The sequence below is a fragment of the Mesorhizobium sp. ESP-6-2 genome, assembly GCF_020164675.1.
Classification (GTDB): domain Bacteria; phylum Pseudomonadota; class Alphaproteobacteria; order Rhizobiales; family Rhizobiaceae; genus Mesorhizobium.
In genome coordinates this window covers 1-15,825 of record NZ_JAIUGT010000011.1, presented here as the reverse complement: position 1 = coordinate 15,825, position 15,825 = coordinate 1, and the positions used below count along the sequence as shown (strand labels likewise).

Here is a 15,825-nt window from a genome sequence, read left to right as displayed (position 1 = left end):
CACGCGCTTCCGACCGTTTCGCTTCCTCCTCGATCTGTCGTCCGGACCGACAGATCAGCGTTGATCACCAGCGGTCTTTCTAAATTTTGAGCAGAGGAACCAAGGTTCGATTAAGTCTTCTGCTATACTCTGTAACAGTCGGAAGTTGCACCGACCGAGATTCCACCTTGCCATTTGCCATTCATCAGCGCTTCCGCACCTTGATGACCTGGACCAGTCTTCCGGCTGTGGTCGCCCTCGTCGTGCTGTTAAGTGCGGGAATCTATGCTGATCATCAAAATAGCATTGTTGCCGAACAGGCATTGCGCGTTGACGTTGCGAAGGAGATGAACCTCGTCCGCGCCAATCTCGAGGGCAACGTCAATGGAGACCTTCAACTGACGCGCGGTCTGATCGCGACCATCGTTACCGAGCCGAATATGAGCCAAACCCGCTTTGCCAAGCTGGCAAAGAGCCTCTTTCGCGAGAAGACACAGGTCAGAAACATTGCCGCTGCCCCCGGCCTGGTCATCTCGTTGATGTATCCAATGGAAGGCAATGAAAAGGCCGTTGGATTGGACTTTCGCAAGGATGAAGAATTGCGTGAAGCGGCACTTCGGGCGCGCGATACCAAACAACTGGTTCTGGCCGGACCGGTGGAGCTCAAGCAAGGAGGTCAGGCCTTTATCGGCCGATTTCCGGTCTTCCTTGACCCTGATCGCCCTACCGAGACGTTCTGGGGCATTGTGGCTGCGGTAATCGACATTCAGAAGCTGTACGAGGACAGCGGTCTTTTAGACAAGAAACTGTCGATCGAGATCGCTCTGACGGGCAAGGACGCTCTGGGCCGAAGCGGCGCGCGATTTTTCGGTCCCGCGCGGGTGGCGGAAGACAACCCCGTTACGGCGGAGGTGCGGTTGCCGACAGGATCGTGGCAGATTTCCGCCGTCCCCAAGGGTGGCTGGAATGCGACGCCCCGGAACGCTTGGATTTTGCGATTGGCAATGCTCATCGGCGGCGCTCTAGTCGTGGTTCCGATTGTCATTGCGGGACGGCTTTTCGAGCAACGGCATAAGCATTACGCCGATCTGCGCCGGAGCGAACGAAGGCTCGCACAGCTTTCAGAGAGGCTGGAGCTTGCCCTCGATGCCTCGCAAATTGGCGTCTGGGAACAGGATCTCGACGCGGACATCATATACTGGGACGACCGGCTGAACGAAATCTATGGAAAGCCGGCAGATGGCAAACTGAGAACCTTCGAAGAGTGGTCAAGATCAATCCACCCCGACGATTGTGAACAGGCCAAGCGGGATTTCGCGCAGGGGATAGCGACCGGCATATACTCTTCGGAATATCGTGTAATGCTTCCCAACGGAGCTATTAGACATCTTCGCGCGCGTGCCAAGAGTTACAAGGACGGCACTGACCACAAAATGGTCGGAGCGGAATGGGACGTGACGGCGGACGTCGCCCTGACGCTGGAGTTGGAACGGGCAAAAAACCTTGCCGAAACGAAGAATGCTGAGCTAGAGGCGGCGACGGCGCGCAATGAACATACAGCGCTTCACGATTCTCTGACCGGCCTTCCAAATCGCCGCCACCTCGACACGGTCCTCGATTCTCAGGCCGCTACAGTATCGACGGCTGGCAGCGGCGCCGCGCTTCTGCATCTTGATCTCGATCGCTTTAAACAGATCAATGACACGCTTGGCCATGCCGTCGGCGACGCCGTGCTGATCCATACCGCGAAGGTGCTGACATCGACTGTTGGGCCGGCAGATTTCGTTGCCCGAGTCGGAGGCGATGAGTTTGTCGTAGTCTGCAGCCGGGACATCTCAATGGAGCAACTCAAGCAGTTGGCCGACCGGATCATACAGCGATTGCGGCAGCCGGTTCCCTATAAGGACCACCAGTGCCGTATTGGAGTCAGCATCGGGATCGCAGTCGATGGGGGCCGTCCCATTAACGGCCCACGCCTGATGGTCAACGCGGACATAGCGCTCTATCGGGCCAAAGGCCGAGGACGCAATCGGTATGAGTTCTTCACCGAAGATCTCCAGTCCGAGATCGTTCGGACCAAACGGGTGGCCGATGAAATCCTCGGAGGGTTGGAACGCAACGAGTTTGTTCCGCACTACCAGCTGCAATTCGACGCCAAAACGTTGGAGGTTGCCGGCGTGGAGGCGCTGGCCCGCTGGAACCATCCGATCGACGGACTTCAGCTGCCAGGTGGGTTCCTGAAAATTGCGGAAGAATTGAATGTCGTTTCGATTATTGACCGACTGGTGCTCAAACAAACTCTCCACGACTTTGATCAGTGGCAGAAAGCACGGCTGCTGGTTCCGCACGTCTCCGTGAACGTCTCTGCGAGACGGCTGCAGGATGAGGAACTGATCAACAGCCTGACTTCACTGTCAATAAAACCAGGAACCGTTTCGTTCGAGCTTCTGGAATCAATTTTCCTCGACGATAACGATGAGCTTATGGTGTGGAACGTCAACCAGATCAAGGAACTCGGAATCGACATCGAAATTGACGATTTTGGCACCGGCCACGCCTCCATTGTCAGCTTGCTTAAACTGCAACCAAGACGGCTGAAAATTGCACGCCAGCTAATTAGTCCAATCGCAGAATCAGTCCAGCAGCGCGAGGTCGTAGAATCGATTGTGCAGATTGGCAGGTCCTTGGGGGTGGAAGTCATCGCCGAAGGTGTCGAGACAATGCTGCAGGCCAAGATCCTCAAGGATTTGGGCTGCGACATCTTGCAAGGGTATGCGCTCAGCCGACCGATGAGTGCATACAAGATCATGGAGTTTTTAAGCAGCCGGCGAATGCGCTCCGCATCCTGAGATCGATCCACGCCGTGACGATCATCACGGCTCCGGCTTGAGCCCTGCAAAGTGCCTACGCCGCGGTCTGACCGCGAGCGTGGGGGCGCGACCGGCTTAACGAGTCCTTATTCTTGCTCGATGGCCGCTGACCGTTTCTATGGCGTGCGAGCCGCTGGGCTGGTGGCCGAGTTGCTTAGGTGGTGGGCTGTGATCGGGCGACTACCACTGGGACTTGATGATGATCAATGTCCCTGCGCGCCAGCTGCCTTCGACGCTGACAGCAAGTTCCGACAACGACTTGAAATGGAATCACGCCACGCAGGGCTTGGGCAACGCAATGACCCGGGCGGCAAGACAAGCCTATATGGATTGCGGCCGGAGCCTACCGAGGCCTCGACTTGAAAGTAAAAGGGCGTTCCCCAGCTGTCGCGCTCGCACGATGGATCGAGGCTGCCCAATACCGGGGTTCTATTTAGGGCCGTCGAGGCAAGGTGGCCGGGCGGGCGTCGTCCGGCCTCAATTCTCCGCTCGGCGCGGCAAGGCAAACCCGCACGGCTTTTTGTTCCATCCGTTATCCGTTTGGGTCACTCAACTAAGTTCGCGGCGGCTGCCTACACATTGTTCATGGGTGGCAAACCTCCGGGCCGCCTGGTCTCTACCAGGCGAAGGGGGAAAACCGAAAGGGAGCGCCCAACGGATCAGCTTTTGCCAGGTTCGCCGACCCGTCATCGATCTTGGAACGCCATCATGGAATAGGGTCGAAAAGGACGCGAGAAAAAAGATGCAGCGGAGTTTCGCACTCGCCGGCGCCTCCGCTGGAGCCTTCATCTCGGTCGAGTGCATCAACGGCTGATGGCAAGTTCGTTCTTGTAGAAAACCCCACCCTTCATGACTGCCTGGAAAGATTTGCCTTCGTCGCCGAGCAGCGAGATGTCCTTAAGCGGATCGCCGTCGATTACGATCATGTCAGCATAAGCACCCGCGGCAATGGTGCCGACCTTGCCGGGCATCAGGCACAATTCAGCCGCGTTAAGGGTGGTCGAGCGTATTACCTCGATGGCCAGCAGCGCCTCTGCGCGGATATTGAATTCCAGGTTCTGGTACGGGTGCAGGAAGCCGAGATGGTCCGAGCCGTGGCAGATCTTCACGCCGGCCTTGTGCATAATCTCCAGCGATTCCGGTCCACGATCGCGCACCCACTTCAGGCGCTCGACGGCACCCGCGTCAAGTCCCAGCCTTTCTGCTTCGATGATCTGCGCCTCGTACGCGCTGATCGTCGGTGTCGAATAGGCTCCCTTCTCGGCCATGATCGCGGCCGTCTCGGGGGTGATCAGCGTACAGTGCTCTATCGATTTGATCCCGCAAGCCAACGCGCGTGCTATCGATTCGTCGGAGTGGGCGTGCACGCAAACATAGGTCTTGGCATTGTCCGCCTCCTCCTGGAAGGCGCGAAGCTCGTCCATCGAATAGGCATTCCATGAGCGTGGCATCCGCAGCTGCGCCGCGCCACCGCCGGCCATCACCTTTATGAACTGGCCGCCCTTGCGGATCTCTTCGCGCGCAGCGCGGCGACATTCGTCGACGCCGTCGACGATCTTCGACACATTCCCGAGCTGGTTGTTGAAGGTCTCGGCCGAGATCAGTTCGCCGCGCTCGCGCGGATCGGTATGGCCGCCGGCCTGGACAAAGGCCTTGCCGCACATGGTCAGCCTCGGGCCCTCGATCAGACCCGCCTCGAGCGCATGTTTGAAGCCGAGCGTTGCGCCTCCCACATCGCGGATCGTCGTGAAGCCGCGCGTCAGCATGCCCTTGACGATCTTGGCCGCATGCAGCGCAACCAGTTCGTTGGACATACGCGAACTGGTGGACGGATCTTCAGCCGCCGAATAGACGTGGACGTGGCAATCGAGGACTAGATCAGACCTTTGCGAACGCCCTATCTTGTCGAAACCGCAGCCTCTCGACGTCCGGCCCTCAGGCCGCTGCCTTGTGATGGGCCCTAGCCGCTCCTTCTTTGCTCTCTTTCGCCCGCACACATAGCGCGCGGAACTCTTCGACCTCGGCCTCGGTAAGGTGCTCGATGCCGATAAAGGCGTTCTTGGCGGCACCCGAGCGGATCAACTCATCGAGTTTAGCCTGTATGGCGGCACCGTCGCGGTTCTGGGTGTTCTGAATCAGGAAGACCATCAGGAACGTTACGATCGTCGTACCCGTATTGATGACCAATTGCCAGGTTTCGGAATAGTGGAAAACCGGGCCGCTCACGGCCCAAACCAGTATAGACGCCAGACATAAGGCAAAGACCCACGGGCGGCCAGATGCGTGCGCGACGACGGTCGCCACGCGACTAAATGTCTTTTCCATTGGGTGTCCTGATGACGAAATGTGGAACTGGCCCCAACAATGTACAAAGCCCGTTTTTCGTTCCACGCGCGTCGGACAAATCGAGCGCAGCCGACGCGGACGCTGAGTGTCAGCGTCGGCGCGCTTCTCTGGAACTCTGCCAAGCTCAAAAGTCATGAAGGCATGCGCGGGAACTATGGGCCTCGAAGGGGAGGCAGGCTTTCGAGGCGGAACGGCATGAATAGCGACATGGCCAGCGAATTTAGCGGATGGTCGCTCGAATTGCGGGCGGCGCGAAGCCCCGAACAGCATAGCACCGCCTGCGCGAGACCTGTTGAAGCTGCGGCCAGGATGGTTGGCGATCTCGGGACAGCCAGCAGCGAGCCGGAGCCCTCGCTTACTCCCTTACCAAGGGAGTGCTCTACCACTGAGCTACCGCAGCAATGGGCGTCTGAATAGCCGTAGACGCCTTGAATTGCAAAGCGCTTCGCCCCCAATCTGCACATTCCTGTAAGGCGCGCCATTGTAACCATAACGGCACCAGCAAGCACTGAACACCCGCCAGGCAGCACCGTTCAGCCGAGAGCTACACCAGACTTGTAACAAGTTTGGTGCCTAACTGGATGCGAATTGACATAAAGTCCCGTATACTACCTATGAAGCCCTCACGCGCGTCCTTGCCAACTCCACGCAATGAGCTTGCGCGATCCGGAGGTTGACCTAGCGCGTTCCTCACCCTGCAAGCCCTTCGCTTGGAATAGCAGCACTGTCACGGCGGCGTGCCCCTCGATCCTTCGATCGTCATCCCTGAACCTCCCCGTGTACCAGGTGATCTTGCCGTCGATCTGCATCGGCTTATGGATCAGCGGCCTCTTGGGGAGGTGTTCGGGATGGACCTCGAGCAGCGGGATCCTGATCGATGGCTTGCAGCGGTTGCAGTCAAATTTCAGCTTCAAAGGATCAACGCCGCCGCCATAGACCATCATGAGATCGGCCGATCTGCAGTAACGAACATTGCGGAGGGGCACGGGCGCCCACAAAGTGAGTCAGGATTTCCCGACAGTTGAAAGCCCTGGTTTCCAAAGCGCAAAGTTAGCCGGACGGACGATTCGATCAAACTGGACTGGAATTGCTATGCGCTGACCGCTAGGATGGACAATCGTCCCGATGGTGCAAGGCGATGGACAAGGTTGCTGCGGCCCGCGAACCTCCTAAGGAGAGGAGAAGGGTTCGCGCGGCTCAATATGTACGAATGTCCACCGAGCACCAGACTTATTCCCTAGAGAATCAGAAGGATGCAATCCGCAGTTATGCCGAGGTCATGGCGTACGACATCGTCGCCACCTATGAAGATCCCGGCCGTAGCGGGTTGCACATAGAAGGCCGGCCCGGCCTCAAGAAGCTGCTGTTCGACATTGAACACGGACTCGCCGACTACGAGACGGTCGTCGTCTACGACGTGAGCAGATGGGGCCGGTTCCAAAGCGTCGATGAAAGCGCTTCCTACGAATATCGATGTCAGATGGCGGGTGTACGGATCGAGTTTTGCGCCGAGCAATTCGCGAATGATGGCACCGTGGGATCCGATGTACTCAAGGCCATAAAGCGCAGCATGGCTGCGGAGTACAGCCGGATGTTGTCACAGAGGGTCTTTTTGGGCCAGGTGAGGATGGCCCGCATGGGCTTCCACGTAGGCGGCATGCAGGGGCTCGGACTAAGGCGTCTGATGGTTGACCAGTTCGGACGGCCCAAACTCATCCTCGCCCGCTACGAACACAAGAACTTCCAGACAGACCGGGTGATCATCGTACCGGGGCCACCGGACGAGATAGCTACTGTTCGATTGATCTTTCGCCTGTTTGTCCGGTCACGCAAAAACGAACCTCAAATCGCAAAATATCTGAATGACCGAGGGATCCTGAACGACTTCGGCCGGCCTTGGAAGCGCGATGGCGTGCGCCGTGTCCTCACTAATGAGAAATATATCGGCAACAACGTTTGGAATAGACGCTGCACCAAACTCAAAACCAAGGTTGTGTACAATCCCCCGGACCAATGGGTCAGAGCGGACAACGCCTTCGAACCTATCATCAGTCGCCAGTTATTCGACAAAGCACAGCAAATATTAAAATCGCTTTATCTTCACATGAGCGATGACGAGATGCTGGCAGCCCTACGAAAACTCCACAAACGTCATGGGAAACTGACTTCTGACATCATTAACGCAGCGCCCGGATGCCCTTCGAGCTATCGCTATAGCGCGCATTTCGGCGGCCTGCTCGGTGCATACAAGCTGATCGGTTGCCTGCCGCCCAGAAAGTCCCATTTCATCGAAATTGACAGGCGCCTGAAGGCTATCCGCCATCGCGCAATGGAAGAACTGCTGGTCGCGATAGAACAGGTAGGCGGCCGCGCTTCCCAGGACCCTGAAACGGAGCTCATCCACATCAATGGCGAGTTGACAGTAGCGCTCGGGATCGCCCGGTGTCGCGTTTCGCATTCTGCCTATCCCCGCTGGTCTTCGAGGGCCGTGCGAGAGGCCAGGGCGGATATTTTCGTTTTGATCCGAATGCAGCCGGGCAATCTGATCATTCGCGATTACCTGATCGCTCCGACGCATGAAATCTGCGAGTTTAAAGGAAATTTCCATGTCAACAATGGAATGAAGCTGGACGCGTTTCTTTTCCGATCGGTAGATTCGCTCGTTGCGCTGGCTGAGCGAGTATTCGTAGGGAACGCTGCATGAAGGTGCGCCGCGCAGTTTTAGGCTTGGAAGCCGCCGACCTCATTTTGCAAAATAACCGCACAAGACACGCAGCGCTTTTGGAAAAGATGCACGAGCCCCACAGATGGTTCACCGGTCCATGGCTGTGCAAAACCTATCAGGCTGAATGCCAAAGAACGCGGGACATGATCGCCGAAGCGAGTATCCCTCGGCATCTGCTGGAGACGATCGCAGAGGTGTTTCGATATCCGATCAAGCAGGAATCGTTCCGTCGCCTGCTATCGGCCGAAAGCCTGGCCTCTGTGCCGAAGGTCCTGACCGAAGGGCCTACTTTGAACCTGCTCGCGGAGAGTTCAGCGCCAAGGCCGTTGGTCAATGGAGTTTCTCCCGAGGCTCTCGAGCTTTTGCAGGATTGGAATGTGCCTCCACAGGTCTTCGCGTCCTTGCGCAAGATGGTTCCGGAAAGGCAGCTCAAAGCGGCAAGGCTCATGATCGCCCTGAAGAGAGTGAGCTTCCACTATGCGCAACTCCTCTCAACGCTCACTCCGGCGTCGCAGTTGGCGGATCCCTCCGTGCCGAGAAAGAAGTTTGTCGGGGTGACAGCCGACCAGCTGGCCGCCATGGAAGCTGAGTTTGATTTGCTGAACGAAGAATTTCTGTACTGCGCAAGCCTTCGTGGCACCTGGGCGCTGGAGTTGATGATGGCAAGGCTCTATCTCGACCGGCTGATGGAAAACGCACGGGTGGTTAGACACCTTGCGCGGGATTTCCCGGAGCAGCTCGCGAGATTCCAATCGATCCTGGACATTCCAGTGGGTGGGGAAGCTTTGACGAGCCAACCGGTGAAAACCGGCCTAAAGCGCGGGCATTTCGTCTTTTGAGTTGGCGCCTTCGGGCAAGATGCCCGCTACTCATCGCGCCAAATGACGCGCTTCTCCCAGCAGCTACACGACCTGGCTGATCCAGGCGCCCACGACAGCGTCGCTGCTATGCAAGCCGGGTCGCAAGGGATCGGTCCTCACCCTCAGTTTCGTGGCATGCTGTGGACCTCGAGCCGAACCGGCCCGCCCCGATCGCAGTTCGTGCAGAAAAGCGCCCGTTCGACCGAGCTGAACAGGGCTTCCCTGCCGTACCGCCGGATCAGCCCTTCGGGGCCTTACCATGGCGTGATGCGAGCATTTCGTGCACCAGGCCCGCAGCGTGTGCCATGAGCGCAGGTCGCCAAGCGCCACATCCAGGCCGGCATGGACCCTGCCGTCGATAATCGTTTGCGGCGAGATTTTCACTTCGCCAGGCGTGATGATCTTTTCCATGACGTGGCGGCTGTAGTAGTGGATCAGCATCATGCCGGGCCGGCGCGAATTGAGGCCTGCCAGGCGGCCTGACTGACGCTCGAATCCGGCGAGCGACTGATCGTCTCGGCAAGCCCCGTCTCCTCGCGGCCCCAATCCTCGATGCGAATTTAGTATCCCGCTTTGTCCATAAGCACCCGCAATTGGGGTTTAGGCGCGATCCAGAACGTTCCAAAAGCTTCCAGGAACCCCAGTCAAACTGGATGTGCTGTGGACAATTCCTCCTGGTGGCATGGCTCGACGCCGCTGCACCTGACACAGCGTTCCGGGGTCGCCAGTCAGCGTAAGAGGCCATCGCTATCGAAGTCTTCCCATCCGCGTAACTTGGGGCGGGTCGCCTCTTCGCGGCTTTTGTCGGTATCATTTGCAGCCCCGCGGTCCCTCTTTTGCGAGCGCTTCAGCGCCGACTTTGCGGCGGCGCGTCGCCGGTTCTCGGCGGCCGTAGCCGCGTCTTCCTCGCGCCAGACGGTGACCAGGTCGCGGTCGAGCACATCTTCGATCTGGCGTGGATCGAACACGTGAAAGGTGATCTTCCTTGCGCGGCCACGAAGTTTGACCGTCCTGGTCCCGGTGCTCTGCAAGCGACCGTCCTTCAGCCAGCGGTGCCGCTCGCCGGAGGAAATCGTCAGGATATCCTCGACCTCGCGAGGGATTCCCGGCAGGTCTTCGATAGCCTCCATGGCTTTGGACACAATCGCCGCTGCCGCTCCAATATCGGCATCCGCGCCCTCCGGTAGGCGCAGGGTGAGGACGCGGGATTCGATATGGAGCAACTTTTTCAAGGGCACGGGAAGGCGCGCCCGGATCTCGAGAAAAATGCCGCTCGCCCGTACTGATGATCCAAGCGTTGCAGCCGCAGACAACGGCCACTCTGCCATTAATTTTTCAGTCGGGTCGATTTTTCGGCGCTCACGCATGGCAGCTAAATAGGCTTCTTTCAAATAGCTTCTAGGCGGAAGCAACTTCATGCAGTTGAGCAGTGCCGGGCTAGCCTCAGCGTTCTCCGCGTTGGGGCCATGCATGGTGGAGGCGATGAATCGAGGACTCCAGGATCGATTGGAACTGCGCAAACCGCTCGGGAAAATACTGCGCCAGGTATTTCACCACCCGCACGTTGCCCATGAGCCTGTCCAGGTAGCCCCTGCCCGCGACGAGTTCGAGATTCCAGACGCCACTGAGTGCCGCGGCAGTCTGATACTCGCCGCACACGTCGGCTAGTTCGGCTTCCATAGCCGCCATCTCCATGGATCTATGCCAACGAATTGCTTCCGCGGCGTCGAAGGATCGGGAAGTTGTGAAGGCGGTGTGCTGGTGCCGTTGAGGATCAGCGGAACGCCTGGTGGTTACACTCGCGAAGAGGATCTTTCCCGTTTGGCAATCAAGGCGTTCAACGGCTGGGAAACCCTGATTCATTTCGTGAGAGGGCTCTGCCGCCGTTCCGCCGCAATGCGACCGCATTCCGGGGCTTGTTCGCCCCAGCCTGTCTGTCACCCGGGGCTTCAGAGGAGTTCGAGTGATGTTTATCAAGAAGGCCATACTCGCGGTGCTGATGACCGCGGCGCTCGCCGGATGCGAGACGCAAACCGAAGGCCAGCAGCGGGCCACTACCGGCGCATTGGTCGGCGGCGCCGGCGGCGCGCTCGTTGGCCAGGCGATTGGCGGAAACACCAAGAGCACGGTGATCGGCGCGGCCAGCGGTGCACTGCTCGGCGCCGTGGTCGGCTCAGCCACCACGCCCCAGCGCCGCGGCGAGCAGCTCTGCCGCTACCAGGATCGCTCCGGCCGCATTTATACGGCGCCTTGCGACGACCGCTACTACAACGGTAATTATTGATTGAACTGCTCACCGAGGGAGCCGGTGCATTGGCGCCGGCTCCCCTCTCGCTGTCATTCTTTTGTACGATTTGCGCGATAGGGAGATTCTCAGCGGGCAGGAGGAGGTCGGGTATGACAAGCCTTGCCGATGCTCTGAGGAACCGAAGCCGACATGCCGTAAAGCGGCTGCTTCGCTACGACAGCCGCAACTGGCTACGCATCCGTCAGATTGAAGCTTTCACCATGTTCCTTGAAGCGGCCAACCGCAAGTCGCGGGACGTGATCGAGATTTCGCCGGGCTGGAACCGCTACTGGCGGGCGCTGTGCCCCAATTATCGCTCCGTCGACTTTCCGGACTTCGATATCTGCAAGGACCGCACACAAGAACAATATTCCATCGTCATCGCCGACCAGGTGCTGGAGCACGTGCAGCGCCCGATGACGGCCGCCGCCAACATCCACGCCATGACCAAGCCCGGCGGCTGGGCGATGGTGGCTACGCCCTTCCTCTTCCGGGTGCATGCACGCCCCCACGACTATAACCGCTGGACACCGGCGGGGCTGAGACAGTTGATGATTGAAGGCGGTTTCGCCGAAGATGATGTTCAGGCGTTCGGCTGGGGGAATAAGGCATGCGCCAAGGCCCATATCGGCGGCCCGGTACGGGCGTATGGACTGTGGCGCGACCTCAGCAACGATGAGGAGTACCCGCTGATGGTTTGGGCGTTCGCCAAAAAACGGGGATGACGACAAGCCTTGCCGGCGAGCTGAAACTCCTTGCCAAAGAGTGGGTGACGCACTGCGCTACGGCGCATTTCGCATGGCGCGCGCCACGTCTATACCGGTGAGAGGTCACGATTTACCAGCGCACGCTGCATCCGAGCCTTGCCCCTACTGTGTTGCTGTCGGCGAATTTGTCGAGACGCAGAACGGTTATGTCGAATCCTTCAACGGTCGCATGCGCGACGAGCTCTTGAACGAGAGCCTGGTCTTCGGCCTCGACCACGCCCGCAGCGCCATCGCCGAATGGCGGCAGGACTTCAACACCACGAGGCCTCATTCCTCGCTCGACTACCAGACCCCGGCGGCCTTCGCCGGAACCCTCACCGCAACCGGCTCCGACGCTGCGCTCATTGACGGCATCGCGTCTCTGCCGGTTGCTCAACCCGCGCCGTACGGCGTAACAGAAACGGCCGAGACTCTAATCGCCGCTGGATGACAGTTCAGTGGCAGGTCACGGGGCAAGCGATGTCATCGACACCCTTGCGGCATTAGTCTCTGAGTTTGAAAACCGGCAATCCGCACATTGGGAGCTCCGGCAAGCGGCACAGGCTCGCAATGACAATGTGCACGTGGCAGGTCGAGCGCCGCAAGCGCACTCGTCATCTGATTGAACTCGGCGGTCTAGTCGTCAAGGCAGGCGTTGTCGAGATGATCAACGAGGATCGCGCGATTATATACGGCGCTCTGCTCTGGATGGCCGACCAGCTCAAGAGCGATCAAGGCGAACAGATACGAGAAATCTGGGCGACAAGAGGTCGAGAGGCATTCATCTCGGAACTGAGGAAAAATCAGTGACAAGCGTCAGAGCTGCGACTGAAGGGCGGCTAGGGCGGGCGGCGCGCAGCGCCCACCTATCGCAGCGTTGCTCGCCATCATCCTGCAGCCGATGTCGCCTTTTGAGATGCCAGAGGTCGCGAGGCCGGAAGCGAAACTCCGCTAAGAGCAAGATCGGGATAGACGGCTGGCCCTTCTTCCCATGGATTTTTCCCACGAGGCACGGGCGAGCTGCCTAACGAATGGCTACTGCAGCAGCGCCGCCGTCCTGTCGAGCGCGCCGGGAAAGCCCTTCAGCGACAGGGCCAGATTCGTCTCCTTGCCGCCGTCCGCGACGACCTTGACCTTGAGGCTGGTTCCGTTGCGCAGGGCCGCCAATGTGTCTCCCTCGAAGCTCAGGTCGACCAGGCAGCCCCCGGGCAGGCAGGTGCGGAAGCGCAGCGCCGGAAGCACCACGCCGTCATCGATCTGCAGCGTCACGCCCTGATCCAGCGCAAGGCCGAACGGCAAGATTAGCGTTCCTTGCACCATCTCGCCATTTGGGCGCACTTCCATCGCCAGCACGCGCTGGCGCGACTGCGCATCCGTTTGCTCCTGCGAAAGTGCACAGGCCTTTGCCGCCGCGCCGTTCTGCGTCGTGACGTTGCAAGACACCGTCCAGTCACCATGCCCCTCCCTCAGGGAAGTTGCACCACCCGGCAGCCCGGCCTCCTGCGCAAACGCCGAAACGGCAAAGCCCATCACCAGCAGCGTGGTTGCTCCCAGCAGGACGCTTCTACCCCAGTTCTTCCGATTCATGTTCTGTCGGTTCCTATCAAACACTGGTCCGGGCGCGTGCATCGCCCCCGGATTTTCGATCATCAAATCCCACTGTGTTGCAGCGGACTCGCACCTACCAGCGCACGCTGAAGCCGAGCTTGGCGCCGATTGAATTGCTGTCGCCGAACTTCTCGAGGCTTGTCTTGGCGGTAGCTTCGCCAAAGACGGCGTATTTGCCGTCGGCGAAGTCCAGCGAGCCGCCGAGGCCGACACCGCCCCACAGCGCCTGGTTTTGGCTGACCAGCTTCACGCCCGACACGTCGACATCATAACCGTCGAGGAAGTCGTAGTAGAGGTCAGCGATGCCATAGACATGGGTGCGGCTGACCTGGCCCGCAGCATCCGCCCACTGGTCCTCATAGTCCGCCGACAGGCCGAGGCGGCCGACGAGGCTGTCGCCACTGCCGGGCGACACGGCCGTGCCGAACTTGTCGGTGAAGGTGTCGAAGCGGACGTCGGAGTAAGCAAGCTGCGCCTGCGGGGTTAGCGACCATTTGCTGGACAGCGCGATCTTCTGGCCGCTCTCGATGCTGAGGGCATAGCCGAACCCGTTGTTGCCCTCGGCCAGAGTGGTGCCGAGCGTGGCCGATCGGATATCGCTGTCATACCATGTCGCCTGCGCCTGGGTGTCGAGATAGAACCCGCCGTTGCCGAACCAGGTCAGCGTGCCGCCGACGCCGTAGCCGGTGGCGGCGATCGAGCCGGTGCCGAAGACCGACGAGATGTCCGCCACCGCGGTCCCGTAATGGGCGGTGATGCCGCCAATCAGCACGCCGTCCTCGCTCTCATGCAGCAGGCCGTCGACACCGGCATAGAGCTTCCAGGTCGTTACGTCGTAGTCGGTGCCGGTGGTCGAGGTCTTCGGGTCGAGCTTGGCGTGCGCCGCCTCGATGCGGGCCCAGATGGCCTTGCCGTCGACCGGGCCTTGGCCCGGGACATCAGCACCTTCCGGTGTTGCCCCCTCGCCCCACGATCTGTTGCCGATGCGCTGCTGCAAGGTGCCCAGTTCATTGAAGGTCTGCAGCACGCCTTCATAGGCCTCGTAGAGCGGCGCACTCGGCGCGTACAGCGGTCCTGGCGGATTGCTGGGTGTGGTGAGCGCCGAACGCAGATACCAGTCGCCGTCGGCAGGCGTGCTGACGCCGTTCTTGTAGAGCCGATAGGCATAGGCGCCGCCGATCACCGCCTGGTCGCCCTCGAAGACGTAGTCGCCGGCGAGCGAGAAGGTGCCGGCCGAGGTCCCGCCGACATCGATGATCTTGATGCCTTCCACCGTCTGCGCGCCGCTGCCGCCGAGATTGGCGACCTTGAGCGTGGTGGTGCCGGCGGTGTCGCCGGTGACGACCAGCCGGTCGGTGGCGGAGCTGTCGTCCCCGAGCACCGTCTCGATCTCCAGCGTGCCGCCATTGCCGGTGTAATTGCCGGCGATGGTGAGCGTGCCCGGCACGCCGGGATTGCCGGCGGCGATCGTGCCGCCCGCGGCGTTGGTGGTGTCGCAGACCGTGCCGGTGCCTTCGAGACGTCCGCCGGAAAGCACATTGACGGTGCCGCAGAGGCTTCCCGAGACATTGACCGCGCCGCCGCCGATCGCCGTGGTGCCGGTGAAGGCAGAGGAGTCGGCCGTCAGCGCCAGCGTGCCGGATCCGCTCTTGGTCAACGCACCGGCGCCGGAGATTGCCCCGTTGAGGGTCAGCGTCGTGGCGGCGTCGGTCGAGAGCGTGCCCTGGCCGAGGACATCGATGGCCCGGCCACTGGCAAAGCTTGCGGTGGTGTTGAGCGTGCCGCCGTTAAAGGAGAGCCCGCCCGCCGTATCGCCGAGATTGGCATCGAACGAGACCCGCAGCGTGCCGCCATTGACCGCCGTGCCGCCGGTGTAGCTGTTGGTGCCGGTCAGCGCCAGCGTGCCTGCATCGGTCTTCACCAGTTGGGCATTGCCGGTGAGCGCCGAGGCGATCGTCGCCGTGTAGCCTGCGCCGGCACTGGTGCCGTCGCCGACCCTGATGGTCGATTGTGGCCCGAGAAGGCCGATGTCGCCGCCCTGGATGAGATAGCCATCGGTCGAGAACTGCATGCCGGCGGCACTCACCTGGCCAAGCCCGTTGTCCACCGTCACCGTGCCAGCCTGACCGGCGAAGATGGCGAAGGCGCCATCGGAATAGGCCGCGTTGACGACGCCGGTCGCTTCGGTCCAGTTGTCATTGCCCGAGGAACCCTGCCAGGTGCCGTTGCCGCCATTGACGGTGCCGTCGAACTTCGGACCGGCATCGCCGTCCCAATAGTTCAAAGTGAGCCCGGCCGTGTTGACCAGGTTGACCTGGTTGGCGACCGAGGTCTGGACGAAGGTGTCGCTCGATGGGACGGAGCCGACCGAAAGCCCGTTGTTGGTCAACGTGCCGCTGTAATC

Annotated in this window: 13 protein-coding genes and 1 pseudogene; 7 read left to right on the top strand and 7 right to left on the bottom strand. The window is 60.1% G+C overall.

The annotated features are described in order from the left end of the window. Window positions 1-203 precede the first annotated feature (203 nt). The gene (locus LB532_RS24710; RefSeq protein WP_140644174.1) at window positions 204-2,828 is read left to right on the top strand and encodes an EAL domain-containing protein; all 2,625 of its coding nucleotides are present in this window, start codon (window positions 204-206) and stop codon (window positions 2,826-2,828) included. Window positions 2,829-3,652: 824 nt separating this feature from the next. Here the strand turns inward: LB532_RS24710 and LB532_RS24705 are convergent. The 3 genes from LB532_RS24705 to LB532_RS24695 all read right to left on the bottom strand — a co-directional run bounded on the left by LB532_RS24705 (window position 3,653) and on the right by LB532_RS24695 (window position 6,139). Further along, on the bottom strand, window positions 3,653-4,846 hold the full coding sequence (locus LB532_RS24705) for a metal-dependent hydrolase family protein (protein WP_140644148.1): 1,194 nt from the start codon (window positions 4,844-4,846) through the stop codon (window positions 3,653-3,655). Beyond that, complete coding sequence (locus LB532_RS24700) at window positions 4,785-5,174, bottom strand: low affinity iron permease family protein (RefSeq protein WP_140644150.1); 390 nt, start codon at window positions 5,172-5,174, stop codon at window positions 4,785-4,787. Before LB532_RS24700 ends, LB532_RS24705 begins: the two co-directional genes overlap by 62 nt. 644 nt (window positions 5,175-5,818) lie before the next feature. Then, window positions 5,819-6,139, bottom strand: a complete 321-nt coding sequence (locus LB532_RS24695; protein WP_224557347.1) for a hypothetical protein — start codon at window positions 6,137-6,139, stop codon at window positions 5,819-5,821. Between the two features lie 194 nt (window positions 6,140-6,333). Here LB532_RS24695 and LB532_RS24690 point away from each other — a divergent pair, with 194 nt between their 5' ends. Both LB532_RS24690 and LB532_RS24685 read left to right on the top strand, forming a co-directional pair. Beyond that, complete coding sequence (locus LB532_RS24690; protein ID WP_140644152.1) at window positions 6,334-7,899, top strand: recombinase family protein; 1,566 nt, start codon at window positions 6,334-6,336, stop codon at window positions 7,897-7,899. Beyond that, window positions 7,896-8,759, top strand: coding sequence for a plasmid partitioning protein RepB C-terminal domain-containing protein (locus LB532_RS24685; RefSeq protein WP_140644154.1), 864 nt, complete (start codon window positions 7,896-7,898; stop codon window positions 8,757-8,759). The genes LB532_RS24690 and LB532_RS24685 overlap by 4 nt, the downstream gene beginning before the upstream one ends. A 749-nt stretch (window positions 8,760-9,508) precedes the next feature. On the opposite strand, the gene LB532_RS24680 is transcribed toward LB532_RS24685, so the two are convergent. Further along, on the bottom strand, window positions 9,509-10,147 hold the full coding sequence (locus LB532_RS24680; protein WP_140644176.1) for a hypothetical protein: 639 nt from the start codon (window positions 10,145-10,147) through the stop codon (window positions 9,509-9,511). A gap of 76 nt (window positions 10,148-10,223) precedes the next feature. Beyond that, entirely contained in the window at window positions 10,224-10,460 is a 237-nt protein-coding gene (locus LB532_RS24675; protein WP_181169607.1) for a plasmid partitioning protein RepB C-terminal domain-containing protein, read from the bottom strand. 286 nt (window positions 10,461-10,746) lie between these two features. Between LB532_RS24675 and LB532_RS24670 the strand changes: the two genes are divergently transcribed. The 4 genes and pseudogenes from LB532_RS24670 (at window position 10,747) to LB532_RS24655 (ending at window position 12,623) form a co-directional block, all read left to right on the top strand. Then, window positions 10,747-11,064 (top strand): YMGG-like glycine zipper-containing protein, encoded by a 318-nt coding sequence (locus LB532_RS24670; protein ID WP_140644158.1) that lies wholly within the window; start codon window positions 10,747-10,749, stop codon window positions 11,062-11,064. A 113-nt stretch (window positions 11,065-11,177) separates the two neighbouring features. After that, window positions 11,178-11,792, top strand: coding sequence for a class I SAM-dependent methyltransferase (locus LB532_RS24665; RefSeq protein WP_140644160.1), 615 nt, complete (start codon window positions 11,178-11,180; stop codon window positions 11,790-11,792). 178 nt (window positions 11,793-11,970) lie between these two features. Beyond that, window positions 11,971-12,264 (top strand): annotated as a pseudogene (locus LB532_RS24660) (integrase core domain-containing protein); the annotation flags it as partial. Window positions 12,265-12,389: 125 nt separating this feature from the next. Beyond that, window positions 12,390-12,623, top strand: coding sequence for a conjugal transfer protein TraD (locus LB532_RS24655; RefSeq protein ID WP_140644180.1), 234 nt, complete (start codon window positions 12,390-12,392; stop codon window positions 12,621-12,623). Between the two features lie 225 nt (window positions 12,624-12,848). Here LB532_RS24655 and LB532_RS24650 read toward each other — a convergent pair whose 3' ends face one another. Both LB532_RS24650 and LB532_RS24645 read right to left on the bottom strand, forming a co-directional pair. Next, a complete protein-coding gene (locus tag LB532_RS24650) occupies window positions 12,849-13,463 on the bottom strand; it encodes an invasion associated locus B family protein (RefSeq protein ID WP_224557344.1) in 615 nt (204 codons plus the stop codon). A gap of 31 nt (window positions 13,464-13,494) precedes the next feature. Further along, window positions 13,495-15,825 (bottom strand): autotransporter outer membrane beta-barrel domain-containing protein (locus LB532_RS24645; protein ID WP_224557341.1); only part of this gene is annotated, 2,331 nt, incomplete at its 5' end.

Excerpts from the sequence above, each read along its gene's own strand:
- LB532_RS24710 (WP_140644174.1), top strand. The coding sequence starts at position 204 with ATGACCTGGACCAGTCTTCCGGCTGTGGTCGCCCTCGTCGTGCTGTTA.
- LB532_RS24700 (WP_140644150.1), bottom strand. The coding sequence starts at position 5,174 with ATGGAAAAGACATTTAGTCGCGTGGCGACCGTCGTCGCGCACGCATCT.
- LB532_RS24695 (WP_224557347.1), bottom strand. The coding sequence starts at position 6,139 with ATGATGGTCTATGGCGGCGGCGTTGATCCTTTGAAGCTGAAATTTGAC.
- LB532_RS24690 (WP_140644152.1), top strand. The coding sequence starts at position 6,334 with ATGGACAAGGTTGCTGCGGCCCGCGAACCTCCTAAGGAGAGGAGAAGG.
- LB532_RS24685 (WP_140644154.1), top strand. The coding sequence starts at position 7,896 with ATGAAGGTGCGCCGCGCAGTTTTAGGCTTGGAAGCCGCCGACCTCATT.
- LB532_RS24680 (WP_140644176.1), bottom strand. The coding sequence starts at position 10,147 with ATGCGTGAGCGCCGAAAAATCGACCCGACTGAAAAATTAATGGCAGAG.
- LB532_RS24675 (WP_181169607.1), bottom strand. The coding sequence starts at position 10,460 with ATGGAAGCCGAACTAGCCGACGTGTGCGGCGAGTATCAGACTGCCGCG.
- LB532_RS24670 (WP_140644158.1), top strand. The coding sequence starts at position 10,747 with ATGTTTATCAAGAAGGCCATACTCGCGGTGCTGATGACCGCGGCGCTC.
- LB532_RS24665 (WP_140644160.1), top strand. The coding sequence starts at position 11,178 with ATGACAAGCCTTGCCGATGCTCTGAGGAACCGAAGCCGACATGCCGTA.
- LB532_RS24655 (WP_140644180.1), top strand. The coding sequence starts at position 12,390 with ATGTGCACGTGGCAGGTCGAGCGCCGCAAGCGCACTCGTCATCTGATT.
- LB532_RS24650 (WP_224557344.1), bottom strand. The coding sequence starts at position 13,463 with ATGATCGAAAATCCGGGGGCGATGCACGCGCCCGGACCAGTGTTTGAT.